The following is a 21,382-nucleotide window of genomic DNA, read 5'->3' on the forward strand; positions in this document are numbered from 1 at the left end:
ATCTAAAATCTAAAATCTAAAATAGGCTCGGAGATGTAAAACCTATAGGTAGTAGTAGTTTAGATGCTCACAGGGCGAGGCCCAAATCCCCAAAATATGCTAAAAACCATCAAAAAATGGGTCGATAGAGAACGCCGAGTATTGATTACTGCAAGTGCCGTTGCTAGTACGGTCATTGTAATGCGCTGGTTCGGATTTTTTCAGGTGTGGGAATGGGCTGCTTTCGACCACTTTGTGCGCTGGCGGCCGGCAGAAACCATTGACTCGCGCATCGTCATTGTAGAAATTAAAGAAGCTGACTTGCAAAAATACGGCTACCCAATTTCGGATGCTGTATTGGCCCAACTGCTGCAAAAATTGCACGCTGGCAAGCCACGGGCGATCGGCCTCGACGTTTACCGAGATTTGCCAACTCAACCGGGTAACGCAGACTTGCTCAAAACTTTTAAAACTATTCCCAACTTAATCGGCATTGAGTTGATGCCAGACGAAACCAGGCTCGGAGTTCGCCCGCCTCGGGTACTTGACAAGCTCGATCGAATTGGTTTCAACAATGTGGTCATCGACGCTGACTCAAAAGTGCGGCGAACTTTGCTCTATGCTTGGCCCGGAGACGGCAAAACTCATCAAAGTTTCGCACTCAGACTGGCTTTGCTTTACCTCAAAAGCGAAGGAATTTCCCCTCAACCAGCAAGAATCAATCCTAAATACTTGCAGTTAGGCAAGGGGGTTTTTCGGCCTTTTCAACCGAATGATGGTGCTTACGTTCGATCGGACAGCCGTGGCTATCAAATTTTGACCAACCTGCGAGGCCCGCGAGGCAGTTTTCGCACTGCATCGATGAGCGATGTGCTCTCTGGCAAAGTACCCCCTGATTTTGTACGATCGCGCGTTGTGTTGATCGGCTCAAATGCCCCCAGCCTCAGAGACTTTTACCAAAATGCTTACAGTTCCGGTTGGTTTGGTCCTCCCCAGCAAATACCTGGAGTCGAACTTCAGGCTCATTTCTTGAGCCAAATTTTGAGTGCGGCCCTCGACGGACGCGGGGGTATCAATGTCTGGCCAGAGGCTGCGGAGTTGCTGTGGATTTTACTGTGGTCTTGGGCCGGAGCAAAGGTGAGTTGGAATTTGCGATCGGTTGGTCGATCGGCTTACTGTTTATTAAGTATCTGTCTAGGCCTGAGTGCGACTTTATACCTAGTATTCTTAGCAGGTTGGTGGCTACCGTTAATTCCTCCAATCCTCAGTCTTGTGGGTTCTGGCGCAGCAGTTGTGGGTTATCTGGCTCACTTGCAAGAAGAATTAAAACGGTCTAAAGAATTTTTACAATCGCTAATCGATACAATTCCAGACCCCATTTTTGTCAAAGATCGAACTCACCGCTGCGTAGTTTTGAATCAAGCATATTGTCGGTTTATTGGCTATTCTTTAGAAATTTTAACTTGCCGAACCGATTACGATTTATTTCCCCACGCCGAAGCCGAGATATTTTGGCAGCAAAACGAATTAGTATTTCAAAATCATCAGCCGCGAGAAAATGAAGAATATTTTACTGACGCTCACGGAATTACGCATTTGATTGCGACTAAAAGATCCCTACATAAAGATGCTGCCGGCAACCTATTTTTAGTCGGAGCAATTAGAGATATTACCGAGCGCCAACTTCGGGCAAATGCCCTCGAACAAAAAAATGCTGAGCTCAGCCACCAAGCTTATCACGATGCTCTTACCGGCTTGCCCAACCGCCAAATGTTCTACGAATGCTTGCATAAGTCTCTAGAAATAGCCTCCAGCACTCAGGAATTGGTAGCTTTACTCTTTTTAGATTTAGATGGCTTTAAGTCAATCAACGACACTCTTGGACACAATGTGGGCGATTTACTCTTAAAAACAGTTGCCAGTCGGCTCAAAAAATGCTTGCGTGGCAGCGATACAATCTCGCGGTTGGGTGGCGATGAGTTCACAGTCATTTTGCCTGCAATTCCCGGTCGAGAAGAAGCTGCGAAAGTAGCGGAAAAAATTTGCGACGCCATCATGCAGCCTTTTATTTTAGAAGAACATACAATTTCTGTAACTACAAGTATTGGCATTAGTTTATATCCTATTGACGGCCAAGAGCCAGAAATTTTAGTCAAGAATGCCGATGTTGCGATGTATCGTGCTAAGGAACGCGGGAAAAATCAATATTACTTTTATTAATTAAAAGTCATTAAAAACCTAATTCAACTGTAGGTAAAGTACCCACCTTTTGCCTGGGGGGGGGGTGACGACCTGCCCCAAACCCATAGTTAGTAAGGATTGAGCCAACTTGTGGTAAAAAAGGTAATTGCTCAACACCCTTGACAAGAAGACAAGATAGAGATTAGGTAGAGAAATGGAAAAACTGCCCGACCTAAAACAACTATCGAACCAGGCCAAAGAAGCCTTGATAGTGGAGCTATGGCAGGAAATCCAAAAACTCACCGCCGCCTTAGCAGCGAGAGAGGAAGCCAAACCAGAGACCACCCCCAGCAAAACTAGCAAAAATTCCAGCACTCTCCCCTCAAAAGGATTCAAGCCGAACATTAAGCCATCGAAAACTGAGGGGAGCAAAAGGCAAAGAAGCGTAGGCAGAGCAGGAGGGGGAAGAGAACTACATCCCCCTCCCGACCAAGTAATCATCGCCCAACTGAAAAGTTGCCCGAGCGTGTGGAGAGAAAGTCACCGTCGCCACCCAAAAATTGCAGGCAGTCTACGAAAAAATCGAACTACCGCCAATTAAGCCAATCATCACCCGCATCGAACGTTATGGTGGTCACTGCGCTTGTTGTCAAACCGACTATGTTGCCCCTGTACCATTGGGAATGGAACCAGGTTCACCGTTTGGCAGTTCAATTCAAAGCTTAATCACATGTCTCCGTTATACTCATGCCATCAGCTACGAACGGATGTCGGGAATCTTGGCATCCGTTTTTGGGTTAAAGATCTCAGAAGGACCAATCGCTAACCTGTTGGGGAAAGTCAAAACCAGTTTAGACGATCGAATAAGTCACATACTGCAACGATTGCGACAGGCAAAATTAATCTGCTCGGATGAAACGAGTGCCAGAGTTAACGGACAAAACCAATGGGAGTGGGTATTTCAGAACCAGGATATTGGCTTGCATGTCATCCGCCCGAGTCGAGGAACTGGGGTAATTAACGAAGTTATCGGGGAACATCGCCCACAGGTGTGGGTGTCAGACCTATTTAGCGCTCAAAAAAATCACCCAGCAGCACAATGGCAAGTGTGTTTAGCCCACCAACTGAGGGATTGCCAATATGCCATTGATGCTGGAGACAAGATTTTTGCCCCAGCGATGAAGATGTTGTTATTAAGGGCTTTTGTCATCCATCGACGACGCGATAAAATGGACGAGACGAGACTGGACCGATATCGCAAAAATTTACAGGAAAAATTAACCAGAATTTTGAATTTAGCACCACACCAACCGGATGGTATCCGGTTACGAAAACGCTATGGTGAGCTGATTGATAATTTGTTTTTATTTCTGGAAGATGCGGCAATTCCACCCACAAATAATTCTAGCGAACAAGCGATTCGGATGAGTACGATATTTCGCCGTGTGACCAACTGTTTTCGTTCAGAATGGGGGTGAGATTTATTTGCGGCTGTTCGTTCAGTTGTGAATACTGGTCAAAGGCAGGGCTTAACTGCTTATCAAGCTATTCAGCAAGCCCTCTCTATTCATGGCTCCCTTTTTTCCCCTAGTTGAGCAATTACATTAAAAGATAGGCAGCAGAGTTGTTACACGCTTGCCTATCCAAAAAAATAATGATACTAAGATTTTACCAGAGTCATTTACAAAAATACCTGACGCCATCTCAGTTTTTGGTGATGACAATTTTGCTATCCTTGATGCAATCAGAAAAACAAGTGAGATTAGAGAGGTTCTCCCGAGTATTTCCCTGTCTAATTACAGCCTCATGTCGGCGACGTAAATTACAAAGGTTTTTAGATTTACCGAACTTAACGATTGAATTAATTTGGTTCCCATTAATTACTTATTGGTTGACAATTTATTGCCGTGTTGGTACTCGCTTATCAATTGCAATAGAGCGCAGCCAATGGGGCTGTATTAATTTGTTCATGGTTAGCTTAATCTGGGAGCGAAGAGCAATTCCATTATACTGGTCATTGTTACCCAAATTGGGCAGCAGCAACTTCGAGTCACAAACGAGAAATCTACAGCAAGTTTTACCATTATTTTCAGAATATAAAGTTATCGTTTTAGGAGACCGTAAATTTTGTTCGAGTGACCGAGGAAATTGGCTGAAGCAAAAGGGTGTGTCTTTTTGCTTAAGACTGAAGAAAAATCATTGTATCGAAACAGAGCATTTAGTTTGGCAGCAATTAGATGAATTAGGAATAGTGCCGAGAACCTCTTTATATTTTCAAGGTAAAAGAGTGAGAAAAACTCAGCCGGCTACTGGATTTGATGTTGCTTGTAAGTGGAAAAGAAACTCTGGGGCATGGAAGCTTGATGAAGTGTGGTTTATTCTGACAGATTTAGGTTCATTGCAGGCAGCTATCGATGCTTACAAGCAACGGATGGGTGTCGAAGAAATGTTTCGAGATTGTAAAACAGGAGGCTACGAGCTGGAAGGAACTAGCTTAAAAGGCAACCGACTGATTAACATAATTCTGCTGATGACACTCGCCTATAGTTTGGCAATATTTGAAGGTACTGAACTTCGGAACAAGCAGGTAGGGAAATATGTATGTCGGCGTCAATAACCTAAAAAAAGATATCGAAGACGGAGTACATTTGGTGTAGGCGCAAGATGGAGAAAAGTGGGTTAATTATCTCGAACAATATTCTTTGGAAGTGGAACAGTTAATGAAGTCAACTCGAAATAAACGTCGCTTTTATCAACAAGGTATGCGGGCTGCAACCCTGATTCGGTCTATCTCCTAGGCCTCTTTGTCACCCCCCCCCAGACCTTTTGCTTGATCAGTCATTTGTAACTATTCAATTTTTTATCTAAAATCTCAATTATTTTAGACAAAATTTGAGCCATTTTTAGATATCAAACCCTAATAGGGTTGTGAGGGGGATATTATTTTAGGCGTCCCCTGTGTAGCTAACTTAAAAAAATAGCTCGATTCTTAAAATGTAAGCCCTCTAGGCTTTTTGAAACCGTTCAAGAAAATGTCCAAAGTAGTGAAACCTCAAATTTCAACTCCTGTAATTTAAAATCCTCTAATTTGTCATCTGCCATTAGATATATTTAGCAAAACATAAAACTTATGAGAGTAACTTGCCGTCTCATATAAATGTTACAAAATCTTAAAATAAATTCCCACCTGAAACCAGATTTAAATTGCCAAAAAGCTCTGATGTAAAAAAAATTATCTAAACTTATGAAAGTTAATTAAAGTAAATGTAAAGATATCAGTGGAAATACGGAAATTGATAGATATAATAGGTGGTACAGACGTGGATCTATTGCAGTGATTTGAATAAGGGTGTGAATACTATGCGTACTTTGATTCAGCTTACAACAACGGCAACCCTGGCGGCCTGCCTGCAAGTGAATATAGTCGGCACCGCAAATGCGGCTCGAATTGCGAGCAACTCAACTAGCAATTTCACAAAAGTCCGTAGCGCGGGCGAGAACCCAACGCCATCGACTCCCAGAGTTTGGACAGTTACATCAACATCTAGGTTTGCAAATCCCCAAAAATACGAACCACCCCCGAACGGGAACCCCGAAAGTGACGGTACGGGGACGCGCTGACCCCAAATTTTCAATAAATTTTCAATCTTCTATTCGCGGAGATTTGTACCAATTCGATTGGTTAATTAAAGTATGGCTGCACCAATCCGGATCGGTGAGGGGATAGTCCACTCGGTAATGGCCGCCGCGACTTTCGGTGCGAAACGCAGCACTTTTGACAATTAAATAGCCAATATCCAATAAATTCCCCACTTCTCCCCAATTTCGCAAAATTGAGCTATTCTCCGCCTCAGCAGGGGAAAAATCAATAATTTGTCCGGGCTGTAAATTATCAAGCGTTTGACTCAAAGGCAATGAAGCAAATTCTTGCCGCCAAATCTCAATTTGGACGATCGCACTTTCCAAATCGCGTTGTCCCCGGCAAATTCCCGCACTCTGCCACACTAAATTCGGCAATTCGACCCGCAACTTTTCGATCGCCTCAATGTCCTTTTCAGAAATCGATTTTTCCAAGATTTCCCCCGCCTCGAACTGATCGGCGAATGCCTCGGACCTTCCACCTTCTAGCTGCAAAAGTCCCATTTGCGCACCAAAAACCAGACATTCCAGCAGCGAATTGCTCGCCAACCGATTAGCGCCGTGTACCCCCGTGCTCGCAGTTTCTCCCACCGCGTACAAACCCGGAATCGAAGTTTGGTTAAACTTGTCAGCGACAATTCCTCCCATCCAGTAATGGGCCGCGGGCGTCACGGGCACCGGTTCGGAAAAAATATCAATTCCCCAATCAGCGCACACTTGAATAATATTCGGAAACCTGTAGTGCAGTCGATCGACCGCAATCGGCCGCAAATCCAGCCAAACATGAGGTTCCCCCGTCTTTTGCAAGTGGCGGAAAATAGCGCGGCTGACAACATCCCGAGGGGCGAGTTCCCCGCTGGGGTGAGAGTCAAAAGCAAAGCGATATCCCTTACTGTCAACCAAATGAGCTCCTTCTCCCCGCACCGCTTCGCTAATGAGAAACCGAGGCGCGCCCGCTGTGCTCAGCGCCGTTGGGTGAAACTGCACAAATTCTAAGTCTCGCAGCAGCGCCCCGGCGCGCCACGCAATTGCCACGCCGTCGCCGGTACTTACCGACGGATTGGTCGTTTGAGCAAAAACCTGTCCGCCGCCGCCTGTCGCCAGCACCACGGCTTTGGCACGCAGCCACTTGACTTGTGAGCCACAAATCGAGCTAATCCCCTGGCAGCGCCCGGTTTCGTCTAGCCACAGACTCAAAGCAAAGGCAGGAGATACGAGTTGAATGTTTTTGCGGCTCAATACTTTTGCTGTCAGCGTAGCGATCACGGCTTTGCCCGTAGTGTCGGCGGCGTGGAGAACTCGGCGGCGGGAGTGGGCTGCTTCTAGGGTGAGGGCTAAATCTGGGCCGGTGCGATCAAATGCAACGCCCATTTTCACTAGGGAGTCAATGCAGGCTGAAGCTTCCTCAACTAAAAATTTCACCGCATCCAAATCGCAAAGACCGGCTCCTGCAGCCAGTGTATCGTGAACGTGCAGCGCTGCGGAATCTTCAGGGGCGATCGCCGCCGCAATCCCTCCTTGGGCCCAATCGCTTGCAGAAACAGGCAGGGTATTTTTATTGATCAAGCCCACCTGCAAATGTTCTGGCAGGCAAAGTGCCGTGTACAAACCCGCCGCGCCAGCACCTATTACCAATACGTCAAATTTGTCAGTCATAAATCTGCCGCCAGTCAATTTTAGATTTTAGATTTTAGATTTTAGATTTTAGAATTGAGTCTACAGAGGAATCTGGGGACTTGAACTAATGTCAGTCGATCGAGCTTATATTTTAGATTTTAGATTAAAGAATTGAGTCTACAGAGGAATCTGGGGAACCCGCTTATTTCAATCTAGGGAATTTTTGCAGGCTTTTGCCCAATGGTGGTTGAAAGTAAGTCTCCAGAAATTAAAGGCAGAAGTCATCAGCCTATAGAAAAAAAATCTTTTCTTTCTGCCGAATCCTTCTGCCCAATGACTTCTGCCTTCAAATGAGACCCGCTGCTACCTAGTCGTAGAGACCATTATTCAACCGGTTGTCTCCTTCAATAAAGACTGATTCAACATCAGTTACGGTGAATTTGTCCATGTTAGCTTGCAGCACTTTTTTCTGAGCATCCGTCAAGTCTGAAATATTGAGTACGTCCTCAACATTTTCGTAAGGAGCATTCTTAATAATTAGTCGAGCTAAAGTGGGATACAACCCTCGAAATTCCCGAAAGTCCCGGACGGCGCTGTTGTTCAAATCAAGTTTTTTGCCGTATTCTGTGGCAAGCTTCTCATCGGCGCGATTGGTTCTAGCCGGAGCTTCAACAGCTAGGAGCGAGGATGATGGCAAGACGATACGGCTTAATGACGCCGCGATCGCGCTTTGGTCTCCAGCCCATGCAAAGCAGCCCAGCACTAAGCCCAATACTGCCAATAGACGACCCAATCGTTTCATGAAGTTTTGTCTCCCAATTTCATACACAGCATTTATGTAGAGACTACCATTTTGCTTATGCAGTTTTTCAGATAAATCCGCAATAGGTAGAGGGATGTTATAAACTTTACATCTGCATCTTGACAAAAATGACGATATATGATAGTAGCCGAGTTCTAAGCATCCCAGGAAAATTTATAAAAGGCAGTCCAAATTAAAAACTCGGACTACCCTTTTCAAGGGTTAATTTTTGCCCTGCACCCCATTTTTTAGCTATCGAGAACTCTTTCCTTTCCTTTTGAGAAAAGCGTTCAAGTCAGCATAAGTACCAGCATAAGTCAGGCTGGGAGTGTCGTAACCCTTCAAAGCCACGGTGTGCGGCTCGAAAGCACCCTCGGCCCCCAATTGCGTCAGGTATTTGTAGGTCGTTTCTCCCACAGCGATATCCTTGCCGAGTTGCTTAGTGCAAGATTCAAGGCGAAATGCTGCGTTTACAGTATCTCCCAGAGCGGTATAGTCCGATCGGTCGCTGCTGCCAGAATTTCCCACCATTGCATAACCAGTATTGATTCCGGCCCCGACTCGCAAAGGAAAAGGTAGGGGGTAACGGCTGCTGAGTTCGTCTGTTGCCTTGTGCAATTCGCTCAAAGCTTGGCAAATGCGCATCATTTCCTCGCTGCTGACACCGCTGGTTTTGTGGAACCAGACGGCCATGATGGCATCCCCGATGTATTTGTCCACCCAACTGCCATGTTCGCGAATAATCTGTCCTGCTTTGCGGAACCAATTGCCTATGACTTCTGAGAGGAGGGTTTCGTCTAGCTGTCTAGTCAAAACTGTAAAGTCTCGGATGTCCATTACCATGACGCTAATCAGGCTACGCACCGTCAAAGTCGCCGTAAAATCTTCAGAGTCTGTCTCGTGTATTGGATCGTGTCGGTGTCCGGCGGTTGGGTTGTAGAAGTCCAGTTCGGTTTGACCGAAAATAATCCGATCGCCATTTCTGAGAGTTACAGGAATACTGACCCGTCGCCCGTTGACAAAGGAACCATTGCGGCTGCCCAAGTCGATCAGGTAGAACTCTCCTGTCTCCATCTGCTGTAACATCGCGTGATTACGGGAAATCCAGCGATCTGTCAGTACAAAATTATTGTCATCGCTCCGCCCTACTGTCCAGCAATTGCTGCCGGAGAGCGGCAAGTAGCGATTGCCGCCTTCTGTGCGAAGTACCATATGTGGATTGGGTTGCACTCGTCACAACAGTCCTAGAAACGACACAAAATTAACCGATTTGAGATTTGAGACTTCAGATTTTAGATTTTTTAGTCCATCATCGATGCACCTAGCCCCTGCAGGATTTCAGAACCATAAATTCGATCGAGCGAGCGAAGGTATTTATGATTCGATCTACCGAAGCAGCCAGTAAAAACATACTGTCTACCAAGATTGTACCTGATAATACTGCCTGCCCCAGAGCGGAGACAACTTTTATTTATTTTGATGGGCCCGAAAAAAGTGGGAAAATGGCTCTCTGACTAGGCTGCTAGCGTGTAAACACAAGTCCAAAATCTTGCCACACTATTCCTGAAACCCAAGTTTCGCATGAATCTCAGAAAGGAAGCTTATTTTCATGAATTTTAAGTTATTGATTCGGCCAAACGAGAAATCAAGATTCTAGGAAACAGGGTTTCTACAATATGGGTCAGCGATCGACTTGTCTGTATAAGGTAGAGCTAGGCGGGGGGTAGGGGGGTAAGCTGGTATGCAGATCCAGAGTTCTGTGCACTACTCCCTCTGGTGTAAGCTTCCAATTTCAACCAGAACAGCCACTCATACCGAAGATTTCCTTCCAAACGTCGAACTTACATTCCGTTCATGGGCAGTAAGTGCTAGTTCCTAACGCTAATAATCCCAGCCCTTCATCGCCAATAATGATAGCAGAATTCACATTCCTATCGTGCTTAATTTTGCAGTTGGAACAAGTCCAGCTACGCACTTCCAACGGAAGGCTACCCACCTGATTCAGACCTACGTGGCAACTCTTACTCGATGGTGCAAAAAGACGACCAGTGTCTAGGTATGTTTTACAGTCTCTTTCAGCCTTGTATTTCAAAGGTCTGGTCTATTTTGACCATCTGAATCGCTAGTTTTTTTGGGATAAAATAAAATAATTTTATCTAAATTATTAACTGCCAGATTTTCAACAACGATGAATTGGTTTTACTGCGCCAATTTGGGAGATATTTTTCCCGGTAATTTATCACGAGCGTTTGTCATCTTTTCCTGACTAATGACCGCTAAGCTGGCTTTATGGCGAGGATTTGAATCTTGATGTTTGCGAGATAGTTTATGCCGCTTACGGTTTATATTTTTATAAATTCTGGTTTATTTTAATAAAAACAACCCCCAGGTTGCCTAGAAAATTGAGGAATTTATCACCAAAAATTTGTACTTTTTGTGGGGTAATGAATTGATTGGTTGTCCTGCCTTGACTAGAACTTCGAGAAAGATGCCCGTCCTTCAAATAAGTTGATGAATGCTCTGCATAGGTTTAGTGAACTCAAATGATGTAGTTTTGGGTGACAGGGCAATCGCATCTGGTAAATAGCACTTTGTGAAGCAAAACTGAGCTAGCGATGTAACAAGCAAGCTGCAAAACTTACCAGGCAATGGTTTAAGGGAACCGTCTCTGAGCTGATATCTTTTATTGTGCATCATTGGTAACAAGTTAAGCTAAAAAAGCATTTGTCAATCAGCAATTATGCTCAACATTTACTCGGATTTTGGGTAGAAAACAGAGATTTGGGCGATCGAGGAATCATGCCTCCCATGATATTTATACTTACTCCCTCTCAAATCGTGAATTTTCCCTTCCTAAAAAAGCACTCTTTTTGAGTAAAATTACTGATTTACAAATGCAATTAAGTCTTAACTTGTCACCAATGAACCAGCGATCATAATTGCTGTGTAAAAAACAATTCTTAGAAAAGTGCCTATTTTACCTCCCCCCATTCTTATGACCCTCAGCGATTTTTAAGAAATTTGACCAAACAGCAAGAAGCTGTGGCGTGTCAAAGTCCATTCCTGCAGAAACATTTTGAATAATTTTAATAATTTTTTAACAGACCGTGAATCGGACTGATTAAGGTCTGTTGTTCTGAGATTAAATGTTGGTGAGGAGCGTAGGGAACCACTAAGAGTAAAAATTCTCTATGCTAGAGTAAGCTGCTAAATGCCCTAAAGCTCACTTTTGATGGCTTTGTTGTCGCAATCGTTGCGACATTTATGATGATTTATCAAATTTTAAAAACGAATTTTATTTATTGTTACCGTCTTGTGATAGCTGAGAGATTGGTTATTTCTTGCCTGTTCAACTCGTTCTCCAGCTAGGAGTCCAGACCACAAACAGGACGGCAAAAAACAACCCTGGCTTTCATCGCACCGCTAAGATGAGTACAGTTATAGCGGGGGACTTCCCGCCGAGTAAGTTAAATTGGAAGATAATTGTATGTTGTCGAAAAGAATTTTGCCTTGTCTGGATGTGAAAGCCGGTCGCGTGGTCAAAGGTGTCAATTTTGTCAATCTTCAGGATGCTGGCGATCCGGTAGAAATGGCTCAGGTTTACAATGATGCGGGTGCTGACGAGTTGGTGTTTCTGGACATTACGGCGACTCACGAAGACCGGAATATTATGATCGATGTGGTGTACCGAACGGCCGATCGCGTATTTATCCCTTTGACGGTGGGCGGCGGTATCCAATCTTTAGACACCATTAAAAGTTTATTGAGGGCGGGCGCAGACAAGGTGAGTATTAATTCGGCGGCGGTGCGCGATCCGAGTTTAATTGACAAAGCCAGCGATCGATTTGGTAATCAGTGCATTGTAGTGGCGATCGACGCCCGCAAACGGCAAGACGCAGATAATCCTGGTTGGGACGTGTACGTGCGCGGAGGGCGAGAAAATACCGGCAAAGATGCGATCGCCTGGGCCAAAGAAGCCGAACAGCGCGGCGCCGGCGAAATTCTGGTGACAAGCATGGACTCGGACGGCACTCAAGCCGGTTACGATTTGGAATTAACTCGAAGCATTGCCGAAATTGTCGAAATTCCCGTCATTGCTTCCGGTGGCGCCGGCAACTGTCACCACATCTATGAAGCCGTGACTGAGGGCAAAGCAGAAGCAGCCCTGCTGGCTTCCCTGCTGCATTACGGGCAACTCAGTGTAGGAGAAATTAAAACTTATCTAGCAAAATTTCAAGTTCCCGTGCGACAGCAGCAGCCATTGGTTATTAGTCATTAGTCAGTAGATAGTCGGGCGCATCTCATATTTTGCAACATTTTCCACAAACCGCTCTGCAGGTTCACTCAAGCGCCCTCTCACATTGCAAACAGGCTAAATAAACCCGCCCCCACCCCACGATAAAACCAGTTACTGACATTGATACTGCTATGTGAGGCGCATCCGAAGGCACTTATAGAAGGTTTTTTTGATTCTACACAAGTGCCTTCTACATAAATCTCTTGGGGCGACCGACGCCAGTCAACTAGAAATATTCCCTGAGAAGGATTTCAAATACTAGCTTTTTCAGCTAAATATTATATGTTAGCTCAATTTGAAAGAAAGCAACGGTTGCTTTTATCAAACTTGAGTTAAAGATTGTGCAGAATATGAGTGAGCTTCAGCCTGTTAACAATCTTAGCGATCAAAACTTCTAAAAACGGAGAAATTTTGTATGTCTTTTATCAGCTTTAACTTCCCTGCCAAGCGTTTAGTCCGCACTTTAATAGCTGTTTGTTTTTGTGCGTTGATGTTTGTTTCTAATGCTTTTCCCGCTTTTGCCGTTACTAGCAGCCCCACAAAAGGTGAAGACCAACTTTTAGGGATTGAAAAAGAATCTCAAGAAGCTGTACTCAAAAAACCAATGTCCTTGGAAGAAACTCAAGAAAAAGCCAGCAAAGGACCCAACGAAGTTCAGGGGGACGCTGACATTGAAAAAATGAAAAATCCTTCCAATACACAAGCTACATCCTTTGAGCAACAAGTCAAAAAAGCTGTCAACAAAATTAAAGACTAACTCAGCGCGCAGTAGTCAGCGGACAGTAGTCAGTATAAAAGATTAGGGACGCGGCGCGGTGCCGTGTCCCTAGATTTTTTTTTGTAGAAACACCGGACCGCGCCACATCCTTGGAAAAGCCCTATCCAATCTAAATTTAGCTTTAGTTTTCAGAATTCGTCTTAGATGGAATAAAACAGTGGAAAGGACTTGGCATCTTTCGGCTTTACAAACACTCTTTGCTGGGGCTGCAAGTTCAAGTTATCGAATCTTTCTCTAGTCAAATTAGCGTTTACTACTTGACCGTCATCTAAGGTTAATTCTACCTGAATTTCCCATCCCAAATGAATCAAGCGACTGATTCTTGCAGGCACCGTTGCACTATTTTCTGTAGTTTCAATTACTACATCGTGAGGGCGCAAGAAAATCTCTGGGTTGGCTGAGTCAAAGCCGTTGTCTTGAAACATTCTTGAACTGCTGGGCAATACATTGACTGGCCCGATAAAACTCATTACGAAAGCACTAGCTGGATGGTCGTAAATTTCTGCGGGTGTGCCGACTTGTTCGATTTTACCTTTATTCATTACTGTAATTTGATCGGCAACTTCCATTGCTTCTTCTTGATCATGCGTCACAAAGACTGTGGTAACGTGAACTTCGTCGTGCAGTCGCCGCAACCAAGCACGCAAATCTTTGCGAACTTTGGCATCGAGGGCTCCAAAAGGTTCGTCTAGCAGTAACACTTTCGGTTCCACAGCTAGGGCTCTGGCGAGGGCCACCCGCTGCCGCTGGCCTCCTGAAAGTTGCGACGGGTATCTATCGCCCAATCCTGCCAATTGCACTAAATTCAACAATTCTTCTACCCGCGATTTGACTTTCGCTGGCGGTATTTTCTGAATTTGCATCCCGAAAGCGATGTTTTTTCGCACTGTCATGTGCTTGAATAGCGCGTAGTGCTGAAACACGAACCCAATTTTGCGGTCTTGGACGCTAGTATTGGTCGCATCTTGGCCTGTTAGCCAGATTTTGCCGGAGTCGGGCATTTCTAAACCGGCAATCAGCCGCAGCAGCGTGGACTTGCCGGAACCAGACGGGCCCAGCAATGCGACTAGGGAACCGGATTCAATTTCTAAGCTGACCCGATCGAGTGCTTGGAAACTGCCAAACTGTTTTGATACGTTTTCTACAACTATGCCCATAGGAAGTTCGGCAACGAAGCCGTGTACAAAATTTAACAGATTTAACGGATAGAGGTTGAGCTTCGAGGTTCGAGCTTCGAGCGAAAAATGTTAATCTCCGGTTTGGGGAGGGGTTAAAGTAAGTTTTTTATAGCACGATCGCACATCAGTTTGTTAAGTTTAGGGTTTTGGCCATCGGTCAAACAGCCGAAAATTAACAAAAATGCACCTCCAACACAAAACAACACAATTCTTTGCCACCAAAGTTGGCGTTTGGTACTACAATGCAGCAAAAGTTCAAGCGTTTTTGACTTCAACGGCTGAGGGGATAAAGGAAAATGGGAGATGTTGGACGTGTGCCTGTAGGAATTATCGGCGCTTCAGGGTACGGCGGCGTGCAACTTGTGCGACTGCTGGCAGATCACCCAGCGGCTGAAGTAGTGTATTTGGGCGGGGATAGCAGTGCGGGAAAACCTTTTTCCAGCCTTTATCCGCATTTGACTAACTGCATTGACTTGACTGTGGAGGCGATCGACCTAGACAAAATAGCGGCAAAATGTGAAGTGGTGTTTCTGTCGCTGCCCAACGGTTTAGCTTGCAAAATGGCACCGACGCTGCTCGAAAAAGGCTGCAAAGTCTTGGATTTGTCGGCTGACTACAGATTTGAAAATCTGGAAACTTACAAAGCTTGGTACGGCGGCGAGCGATCGGACTCATCAGTGGCTGCAACGGCTGTTTACGGTTTGCCAGAATTGTATCGCGATCGCATTAAAAACGCTCAGTTAGTAGGCTGTGCCGGCTGCTACGTCACTGCTAGTTTATTAGCCCTGGCACCTTTGCTCAAACAAGGGCTCATTGTGCCAGAAACAGCAATTATAGACGCCAAATCCGGTGCTTCGGGAGGGGGCCGCAAAGCCGAAGTTAATCTCTTGTTGGCTGAAGCAGAGGGTTCTCTGGGTGCTTACGGCGTTGGTCGCCACCGTCACACGCCAGAAATCGAGCAAATTTGCAGCGATTTAGCGGGACACGATATTAAAGTTCAGTTTACTCCCCACCTAATTCCGATGGTGCGCGGAATTCTGGCAACTGTTTACGCAACTTTGCGCGATCCAGGTTTGGTGCGGGAAGATTTAATCACAATTTTCAGCGCTTTTTACCGCAATTGTCCTTGGGTAAAAGTATTGCCTGCTGGAGTTTATCCGCAAACAAAATGGGCTTGCGGTACGAATCTTTGTTATATCGGCATCGAAGTCGATCCGCGTACTGACAGGGTGATTGTACTGTCGGCGATCGACAATTTAATTAAGGGACAAGCCGGTCAAGGCATCCAGTGCATGAACTTGATGATGGCTTGGGAAGAAACTTTGGGTTTGCCACAATTGGCTTTCTATCCTTAATTGAGGATCGGTAATATCCCGATTTAACTGGTTCCCGGGCTCTGCCTGGGAACCGATATCCAGAGGCTCTGCCTCGAAGACGCGAGGAAAATTGGAGGCAGAGCCTCCGGATCTGCGTCCCCAGGCAGAGCCGGGGAACGAAAATTTTCGATTACCAAGTGTTATTTTGGCCCGTAACCGATCGACCCAGCATAAATTGCCCGATCGCCCAATTGATCCTCAATCCGTAACAAACGGTTGTATTTTGCCACCCGTTCGCTGCGACACAAAGAACCAGTCTTGATTTGGCCTGCGCGAGTCGCTACCGCTAAATCGGCAATGGTGGTATCTTCAGTTTCACCGGAACGGTGGCTGATGATCGATCGATAGCTGTTGCGTTTGCCCAGGTCGATCGTATCCAAAGTCTCTGTCAAAGAACCAATTTGATTCAGTTTAATCAAAATCGAATTGCTAGCTTTCAAATCAATCCCTTTTTGCAGCCGCGTGCGATTAGTAACAAACAAATCGTCACCAACCAATTGAACTTTGCTGCCCATTTTCTGCGTCAGCGCTACCCAACTCTCCCAATCGTCTTCGTGCAAACCATCTTCAATTGAAACTATCGGATATTGACTCACCAAACCATCCAAATAATCGATTAATTCTGCTGGCGAATGAGCCACACCGTCGTAAGTATAGTGCCCATCTTTGTAAAATTCGCTAGCAGCAACATCCAAAGCCAAAGCAACTTGTTCACCCGGTTTGTAGCCAGCTTTTTCAATTGCCATCATCAACAAATCCAAAGCTTCCTGATTCGATCCTAAATTAGGAGCAAAACCGCCTTCATCGCCGACACCAGTCAGCAAATTTTTGTCTTTCAAGACTTTAGCTAGACTAGCAAATATTTCTGCACCCCAGCGCAAAGCTTCTTTAAAAGATGGGGCACCCACAGGGACAATCATAAATTCTTGAATGTCTACGTTGTTGTCCGCGTGGGAACCGCCGTTGATCACGTTCATCAAAGGCACGGGCAGAACGTTCGCCAAGGTGCCGCCCAAGTAGCGGTAAAGGGGGAGTCCTAAAGTCTCGGCGGCAGCCTTTGCTGTGGCTAAGGAGACTCCGAGAATGGCATTTGCGCCGAGGTGGGATTTGTTGGGGGAACCGTCCAACTCAATCATGGTTTTGTCTACCAGTGCTTGGTCGATCGCATCTAGATTAGCCAAAGCGGGGGCAATTTTGTGTTCGACGTTAGCGACGGCTTTTAGGACTCCTTTGCCACCATAACGGCTTTTGTCGTCGTCGCGGAGTTCGTGGGCTTCAAAAGAGCCTGTAGAGGCACCGCTGGGGACTTGGGCGATCCCCACAACACCGTTGGCTAGGTAGACTTCAGCTTCAATGGTGGGGCGGCCACGGGAGTCGAGGATTTCTCTGGCTTGAATAGAATCGATCGCAGTGTCTAGCATATTAATTATTCCGAACTGAACTCAAGGTTTCATGACAATTAGCAGTCTCTGGGTTTTCCAACGCTGACTGCTGACGGGTAATAGAGTACGCGATCCCCAGAATTATTGGTGCACAGTTCAAAATATTTGCGGATTTGGACGAGCCGATTGGTGTCAATAACCGAAGCTTGTTGAATCAAGACCTCCGGCAAGTTTGACAGTAATTTGATTTTTTTAACACCAGATTCCCGCAGATTTCTTAATTGAAACCTTTGTTAAAATCAGAATGTCAACCAAGTCAATCAAAAAAGGAGAATATTAGGATGTTAGAAACAAATCTCGGAGAAATTAGAGCATTAGCTGAAAATTCAGACCCAATTATTGCTGATCCCCCAAACACCAAATTACTCACAGGGCCATTGCCAAATCCAGGCAGCGATCCCAACTTTTTTGACTTAACTGCCAATGACGACGCAGTTCAATTAGCCAACGGAATTCTGCGTAATACTCCCGGAGGTTTGCGGGCTTTAGTTGGTAACGATTTTGTCAGAGGTTCAGGTGGTGCGGAACTGATGAACGGTAACAGTGGCACAGATACTTTAATCGGAGGTTGCGGCAGCGATACAATTCGCGGCGGCCAAGATTTTGACATTCTTTATGGAGAATGTAGCAGCGATTTTGTTAGCGGAGATCAAGGTGATGACTACGTTTATGGAGGCACGGCCAATGACTTTATTCGGGGCGGTAAAGGTAATGATGCTTTAGTAGGAGAGAGTGGAAACGATACTTTAATCGGCGATGCTGGAATTGATAGAGTTTGGGGAAGTGAAGGCGCAGATTTGTTTGTCCTCCGCACAGAAGCGGGAGCAACTTCTGGAGAAATTGGTTCCCTTCAACCGCTTCCTAGCGGCAATTTTGATGTAGATGAAGTGCCTGCCGATTTTATTCTCGATTACAATCCGGCTGAAGGTGATGTCATTGGATTAGCGGGAGGACTGACGCGAAATGATATTGTTTTGAGCGAAAGGTTTTTAACAATTGGTGATGCCAGAGATTACGATAGCAGTGGCCCTTTTCCTCCGGGAATTCCTCGCACTGCTGATTTTAGAATTTTAAATACTAAGGCGACGGTGATTCGGGAAGCTAGTACCGGCAATATCTTGGGTTTGGTGAAGGATGTTTCGCCGGATCAACTTCAGTTTATATCTGTATCGGATGAGGCGCTCTAGGATAATTACCAATTGGTGGGCAAGGGTAATCTGCATAGCACGGATGGGCGGAACGAAACGCCCATCCGACAACAACAAGGCTCTCAATCCTCGTTCCCAGGGTCTGCCTGGGAAGGCATATCAGCGAGGCTCTGCCTCCCGATTCCTGACATAAATTCAACAATATTTAAGATTGCCAGAAATCCGCAACATCATATCCCATTTCGGTGAGCATTTGCCGCAGCAGAGGTAAGCTCAAACCAATCACATTTGTGTGACATCCTTCGATTTTTTCGACAAAAAAGCCGCCTTTACCTTCGAGTGCAAAACAGCCTGCACAGGCGAGGGGTTCTCCGGTAGCGACGTAAGCCGTTATTTGGCGCGAGGTAACTTCGGCAAAATGAACTTTTGTAACTTGACAGCGAATGAGCGATCGACACATTGCCTGATCCAAGTCATCGAATCTAGTATCAATTAAAGCATGACCCGTATACAGTTCGCCCACCTTACCGCGCATTTTCTGCCAGCGCGAGATTGCTTCTTCCGCATCCTTGGGTTTGCCGTGAATTTCGCCATCTACGAGCAAAATTGAATCGCATCCCAACACCAAACAAGATTGGGGATTAGGGATTTGCGGGTGAGAATTAGCCAATAAAAACTTAGCTACACCCTCAGCTTTTCCCTCTGCTAAAACCTGCACTAATTTATTGGCATCCCTCATTTGTATTTGCGCTTCATCAAAGTCGCTGGGGCAAATTACAGCTTGAATGCCAGCATTTTCTAGCAGGCGACGGCGCGCTGGAGAAGCTGAAGCTAATACAAAAGTTGGAATTTTCATAAGTTAAGAATAAAGAAGGAAGGAGGAAGAAGCAAGAGGTAAGAAGGAAGAAACATTAACTAAACGATTCTATACCCCCAATTCCCGGAGCCCTATTCCCCATTCCAAACTACTATTTAATCTAATAAACAGAGAAAGATTTAACAACTTTCTCAAAAGCTTCTTTTACTTTTGGCCAGCGTTCTTCAGTAGTGGAAACGTTAAGGGTAAAAAGTTTGCCGCGGCTGACGGCTACACTCGCTAAGTTGTGGCGTTCTTGGTTTGGCAACTTAACGGCGTATTCTAAAATGTAATAGTTTTTCGATCGCGATTCGCGAGCTTCTGCATTGACTAATTCAGCTTCGCGGCCGGAATCAGCCGGGGCGATCGCACTTTTGCTGAGTTTGTATCCCACATCCGTCGGCGTTCCCAAATCCGCCAGAGTTTTGTCCTTCGCGACTGGACTGATTACCACGCTGACGTTCTCGGTTTGCTGAATCAAATCGCGGAACACCACATCAGGCCCGTTAGAAACCGCGATCGGCAGCCAGCCGTTAGGATAGAGAAATTGATAGCCGTCGCCAGTATCAACGTAGCTTTTGAGTCCGGTGACTTTAGAGACACAACCGGTCAAGGTAAGGCTTAGAACAACCAGAAGTATTGCCGCAATTCGTTTGAGCATTATTTTTACGGGTAGGGTAACACTAAAATATTTAATTTTAATTGTCTCACCAAACCTTGCCCCTAAAAACAGTTAAGCTATGCTCGCCGTTTGTGTACCGCCCGCGAGGCATAGCCGTATAGTCTAATTTTTAACAAAATCATTACAGGTGAGTCAGCCAGCTAATCAGTCCGTGCTTGGTAGAAACTTCTAAAGCCAAGAGAGAAACAAAACCAATCATGGCAAGGCGGCCGTTTAAGCGTTCTGCGTAAGGGGTGAAGCCGGTGCGGGTTTGGTCATCGATGTATACTTTGGGCTCGATCGCAAAATTGTTCATTTTGCCTTCGTCGTCCAGCATGAAGCCTCTGTTAGTCATGTTTTTTTTCCTAAATGGTTTTTAACGTACTGTAAATAAATGTAACACACTTGTGAAGATATGTAAAGGATTGTGAGAAATTTTTTTTAAAGACCCCGATCGGACTGTGCACTGTAGACTCTGGGCCCCGGAGGGGGGAGGATAGAGTGGAGAGGCACAAAAGTCGATGGTGTGTGGCAAATCCAGTCTGGGTTTGACAAAAATTGTGGAACGGAGGAAAAATTTATGCGGGCCAGTCTGGAAATGCGGTGGTTTTATAGCGGTGCGCTGCCAAAATCGATCAATCAATGGTTTGGAAGCGACAGTCTCGGCGGGTATCTTTCGCCTCCTGAAGAGCGGGAAGACATATATTTGCTAGTACCAAGCTGCGACTACTTGGGAGTGAAGCTGCGCGGGAAAACCTTGGAGGTAAAGTGGCGTCAGGGAGAGTTGGGGGCGATGCAGTTCGGCAACCGCTGGGAAGGTAAGGCCGAGAAGTGGCTGAAGTGGGTTTGTGCCGACACCATCGCACCGATACCGGCGGATATTATAGCGACAGGAAAGTGGGTGGGAGTTAAGAAAAAAAGAGCCCTGCGCCTTTACCAAGTTTCTGAGTCCGGTGTGGTGATGTCAGTGCCAGTAGAAGCCCCAATTCCCCAAGGTTGCACCGTGGAACTTACTCAGTTGAACATTAACGGCAGCGCGTGGTGGACTTTGGGATTTGAAGCTTTTGGTAGCGAAAGTTGTTTGACAGAAAGCCTGCAAACAGTGGCTAGTTGGACTAGCAAGAGTTATCAGGCGCAAAAGTTGAAAGCTGAGGATTCTTCTGCTTATCCGATTTGGCTGGGCAGCAAGTAATATCAAACCCGGCTTGAATAATACCTCCTGTATTCTTTAGTCGCCGTCTGCTGGGACCTGAGGCAAGTTTAGACCGGGTTTCAACCGCCGAGTCTGGCCGTCCTGGACGCAACTGGCATATATAGTAAGGTGCTCTACTACCGGAAATCTTCAATAATCTTTCAATAACGGAGTCTGACGCACCTGAGATGTTGCACCATTTTCAATTAGGTTTTTTACGGGCGGGCTCTTCGGCC

19 protein-coding genes are annotated in these 21,382 nt (G+C 45.7%); 10 read left to right on the plus strand and 9 right to left on the minus strand.

Going from position 1 to position 21,382, the window contains the following annotated elements; translation table 11 throughout:
* Positions 1 to 63: 63 nt before the first annotated feature.
* The 5 genes from QUA38_RS04525 to QUA38_RS04545 all read left to right on the plus strand — a co-directional run bounded on the left by QUA38_RS04525 (position 64) and on the right by QUA38_RS04545 (position 5,781).
* Positions 64 to 2,199, plus strand: a complete 2,136-nt coding sequence (locus QUA38_RS04525; protein WP_445305026.1) for a CHASE2 domain-containing protein — start codon at positions 64 to 66, stop codon at positions 2,197 to 2,199.
* Positions 2,200 to 2,374: 175 nt separating this feature from the next.
* Positions 2,375 to 2,761 carry a hypothetical protein gene (locus QUA38_RS04530; RefSeq protein ID WP_333159591.1) on the plus strand — a complete coding sequence of 129 codons (387 nt, stop codon included), beginning with the start codon at positions 2,375 to 2,377 and terminating at the stop codon, positions 2,759 to 2,761.
* Positions 2,721 to 3,638 (plus strand): IS66 family transposase, encoded by a 918-nt coding sequence (gene tnpC, locus QUA38_RS04535; RefSeq protein WP_333159593.1) that lies wholly within the window; start codon positions 2,721 to 2,723, stop codon positions 3,636 to 3,638. Before QUA38_RS04530 ends, tnpC begins: the two co-directional genes overlap by 41 nt.
* Positions 3,639 to 3,877: 239 nt before the next feature.
* Complete coding sequence (locus tag QUA38_RS04540; protein ID WP_333159595.1) at positions 3,878 to 4,777, plus strand: IS4 family transposase; 900 nt, start codon at positions 3,878 to 3,880, stop codon at positions 4,775 to 4,777.
* A gap of 743 nt (positions 4,778 to 5,520) precedes the next feature.
* Positions 5,521 to 5,781 carry a hypothetical protein gene (locus QUA38_RS04545; protein WP_333159596.1) on the plus strand — a complete coding sequence of 87 codons (261 nt, stop codon included), beginning with the start codon at positions 5,521 to 5,523 and terminating at the stop codon, positions 5,779 to 5,781.
* A 21-nt stretch (positions 5,782 to 5,802) separates the two neighbouring features.
* Here the strand turns inward: QUA38_RS04545 and nadB are convergent, their stop codons facing one another.
* The 4 genes from nadB to QUA38_RS29265 all read right to left on the minus strand — a co-directional run bounded on the left by nadB (position 5,803) and on the right by QUA38_RS29265 (position 10,310).
* Positions 5,803 to 7,455: an L-aspartate oxidase gene (nadB, locus tag QUA38_RS04550; protein ID WP_333159598.1), complete on the minus strand. Its 1,653-nt coding sequence runs from the start codon at positions 7,453 to 7,455 to the stop codon at positions 5,803 to 5,805.
* A gap of 328 nt (positions 7,456 to 7,783) precedes the next feature.
* Positions 7,784 to 8,218, minus strand: a complete 435-nt coding sequence (psbU, locus tag QUA38_RS04555) for a photosystem II complex extrinsic protein PsbU (RefSeq protein ID WP_006635850.1) — start codon at positions 8,216 to 8,218, stop codon at positions 7,784 to 7,786.
* 252 nt (positions 8,219 to 8,470) lie between these two features.
* The gene (locus QUA38_RS04560) at positions 8,471 to 9,430 is read right to left on the minus strand and encodes an adenylate/guanylate cyclase domain-containing protein (protein WP_333079327.1); all 960 of its coding nucleotides are present in this window, start codon (positions 9,428 to 9,430) and stop codon (positions 8,471 to 8,473) included.
* A gap of 640 nt (positions 9,431 to 10,070) precedes the next feature.
* Positions 10,071 to 10,310: a zinc ribbon domain-containing protein gene (locus QUA38_RS29265; protein ID WP_445305027.1), complete on the minus strand. Its 240-nt coding sequence runs from the start codon at positions 10,308 to 10,310 to the stop codon at positions 10,071 to 10,073.
* Between the two features lie 1,395 nt (positions 10,311 to 11,705).
* Here QUA38_RS29265 and hisF point away from each other — a divergent pair.
* Both hisF and QUA38_RS04570 read left to right on the plus strand, forming a co-directional pair.
* Complete coding sequence (hisF, locus tag QUA38_RS04565; protein ID WP_333079326.1) at positions 11,706 to 12,497, plus strand: imidazole glycerol phosphate synthase subunit HisF; 792 nt, start codon at positions 11,706 to 11,708, stop codon at positions 12,495 to 12,497.
* A 433-nt stretch (positions 12,498 to 12,930) separates the two neighbouring features.
* On the plus strand, positions 12,931 to 13,272 hold the full coding sequence (locus QUA38_RS04570) for a low temperature-induced protein (RefSeq protein ID WP_333041098.1): 342 nt from the start codon (positions 12,931 to 12,933) through the stop codon (positions 13,270 to 13,272).
* Between the two features lie 161 nt (positions 13,273 to 13,433).
* Here the strand turns inward: QUA38_RS04570 and QUA38_RS04575 are convergent, their stop codons facing one another.
* Entirely contained in the window at positions 13,434 to 14,450 is a 1,017-nt protein-coding gene (locus tag QUA38_RS04575) for a sulfate/molybdate ABC transporter ATP-binding protein (protein ID WP_333159600.1), read from the minus strand.
* 317 nt (positions 14,451 to 14,767) lie between these two features.
* Between QUA38_RS04575 and argC the strand changes: the two genes are divergently transcribed.
* The gene (gene argC, locus QUA38_RS04580; RefSeq protein WP_333159602.1) at positions 14,768 to 15,826 is read left to right on the plus strand and encodes an N-acetyl-gamma-glutamyl-phosphate reductase; all 1,059 of its coding nucleotides are present in this window, start codon (positions 14,768 to 14,770) and stop codon (positions 15,824 to 15,826) included.
* 161 nt (positions 15,827 to 15,987) lie between these two features.
* Here the strand turns inward: argC and eno are convergent, their stop codons facing one another.
* A complete protein-coding gene (eno, locus tag QUA38_RS04585; protein ID WP_445305028.1) occupies positions 15,988 to 17,268 on the minus strand; it encodes a phosphopyruvate hydratase in 1,281 nt (426 codons plus the stop codon).
* Positions 17,269 to 17,570: 302 nt separating this feature from the next.
* Here eno and QUA38_RS04590 point away from each other — a divergent pair, with 302 nt between their 5' ends.
* Positions 17,571 to 18,476: a calcium-binding protein gene (locus tag QUA38_RS04590; protein ID WP_333159604.1), complete on the plus strand. Its 906-nt coding sequence runs from the start codon at positions 17,571 to 17,573 to the stop codon at positions 18,474 to 18,476.
* A gap of 166 nt (positions 18,477 to 18,642) precedes the next feature.
* Here the strand turns inward: QUA38_RS04590 and QUA38_RS04595 are convergent, their stop codons facing one another.
* The 3 genes from QUA38_RS04595 to QUA38_RS04605 form a co-directional block, all read right to left on the minus strand.
* Complete coding sequence (locus QUA38_RS04595; protein ID WP_333159607.1) at positions 18,643 to 19,293, minus strand: nucleoside triphosphate pyrophosphatase; 651 nt, start codon at positions 19,291 to 19,293, stop codon at positions 18,643 to 18,645.
* A gap of 121 nt (positions 19,294 to 19,414) precedes the next feature.
* Entirely contained in the window at positions 19,415 to 19,954 is a 540-nt protein-coding gene (gene psbP, locus QUA38_RS04600) for a photosystem II reaction center PsbP (protein ID WP_333041087.1), read from the minus strand.
* Between the two features lie 142 nt (positions 19,955 to 20,096).
* Positions 20,097 to 20,309 (minus strand): high light inducible protein, encoded by a 213-nt coding sequence (locus tag QUA38_RS04605; protein WP_333159609.1) that lies wholly within the window; start codon positions 20,307 to 20,309, stop codon positions 20,097 to 20,099.
* Positions 20,310 to 20,534: 225 nt separating this feature from the next.
* Here QUA38_RS04605 and QUA38_RS04610 point away from each other — a divergent pair, with 225 nt between their 5' ends.
* Entirely contained in the window at positions 20,535 to 21,146 is a 612-nt protein-coding gene (locus QUA38_RS04610; protein WP_333159610.1) for a hypothetical protein, read from the plus strand.
* Positions 21,147 to 21,382 lie beyond the last annotated feature (236 nt).

It is taken from the genome of Microcoleus sp. Pol12B4 (assembly GCF_036701385.1).
Classification (GTDB): Bacteria; Cyanobacteriota; Cyanobacteriia; order Cyanobacteriales; family Microcoleaceae; genus Microcoleus.

Bases quoted from the DNA above. Each gene is read 5' to 3' on its own strand.
- QUA38_RS04525 (WP_445305026.1), top strand. From the start codon at position 64: ATGCTCACAGGGCGAGGCCCAAATCCCCAAAATATGCTAAAAACCATC.
- QUA38_RS04530 (WP_333159591.1), top strand. From the start codon at position 2,375: ATGGAAAAACTGCCCGACCTAAAACAACTATCGAACCAGGCCAAAGAA.
- QUA38_RS04540 (WP_333159595.1), top strand. From the start codon at position 3,878: ATGACAATTTTGCTATCCTTGATGCAATCAGAAAAACAAGTGAGATTA.
- QUA38_RS04545 (WP_333159596.1), top strand. From the start codon at position 5,521: ATGCGTACTTTGATTCAGCTTACAACAACGGCAACCCTGGCGGCCTGC.
- nadB (WP_333159598.1), bottom strand. From the start codon at position 7,455: ATGACTGACAAATTTGACGTATTGGTAATAGGTGCTGGCGCGGCGGGT.
- psbU (WP_006635850.1), bottom strand. From the start codon at position 8,218: ATGAAACGATTGGGTCGTCTATTGGCAGTATTGGGCTTAGTGCTGGGC.
- QUA38_RS04560 (WP_333079327.1), bottom strand. From the start codon at position 9,430: ATGGTACTTCGCACAGAAGGCGGCAATCGCTACTTGCCGCTCTCCGGC.
- hisF (WP_333079326.1), top strand. From the start codon at position 11,706: ATGTTGTCGAAAAGAATTTTGCCTTGTCTGGATGTGAAAGCCGGTCGC.
- QUA38_RS04570 (WP_333041098.1), top strand. From the start codon at position 12,931: ATGTCTTTTATCAGCTTTAACTTCCCTGCCAAGCGTTTAGTCCGCACT.
- QUA38_RS04575 (WP_333159600.1), bottom strand. From the start codon at position 14,450: ATGGGCATAGTTGTAGAAAACGTATCAAAACAGTTTGGCAGTTTCCAA.
- argC (WP_333159602.1), top strand. From the start codon at position 14,768: ATGGGAGATGTTGGACGTGTGCCTGTAGGAATTATCGGCGCTTCAGGG.
- eno (WP_445305028.1), bottom strand. From the start codon at position 17,268: ATGCTAGACACTGCGATCGATTCTATTCAAGCCAGAGAAATCCTCGAC.
- QUA38_RS04590 (WP_333159604.1), top strand. From the start codon at position 17,571: ATGTTAGAAACAAATCTCGGAGAAATTAGAGCATTAGCTGAAAATTCA.
- QUA38_RS04595 (WP_333159607.1), bottom strand. From the start codon at position 19,293: ATGAAAATTCCAACTTTTGTATTAGCTTCAGCTTCTCCAGCGCGCCGT.
- psbP (WP_333041087.1), bottom strand. From the start codon at position 19,954: ATGCTCAAACGAATTGCGGCAATACTTCTGGTTGTTCTAAGCCTTACC.
- QUA38_RS04605 (WP_333159609.1), bottom strand. From the start codon at position 20,309: ATGACTAACAGAGGCTTCATGCTGGACGACGAAGGCAAAATGAACAAT.
- QUA38_RS04610 (WP_333159610.1), top strand. From the start codon at position 20,535: ATGCGGGCCAGTCTGGAAATGCGGTGGTTTTATAGCGGTGCGCTGCCA.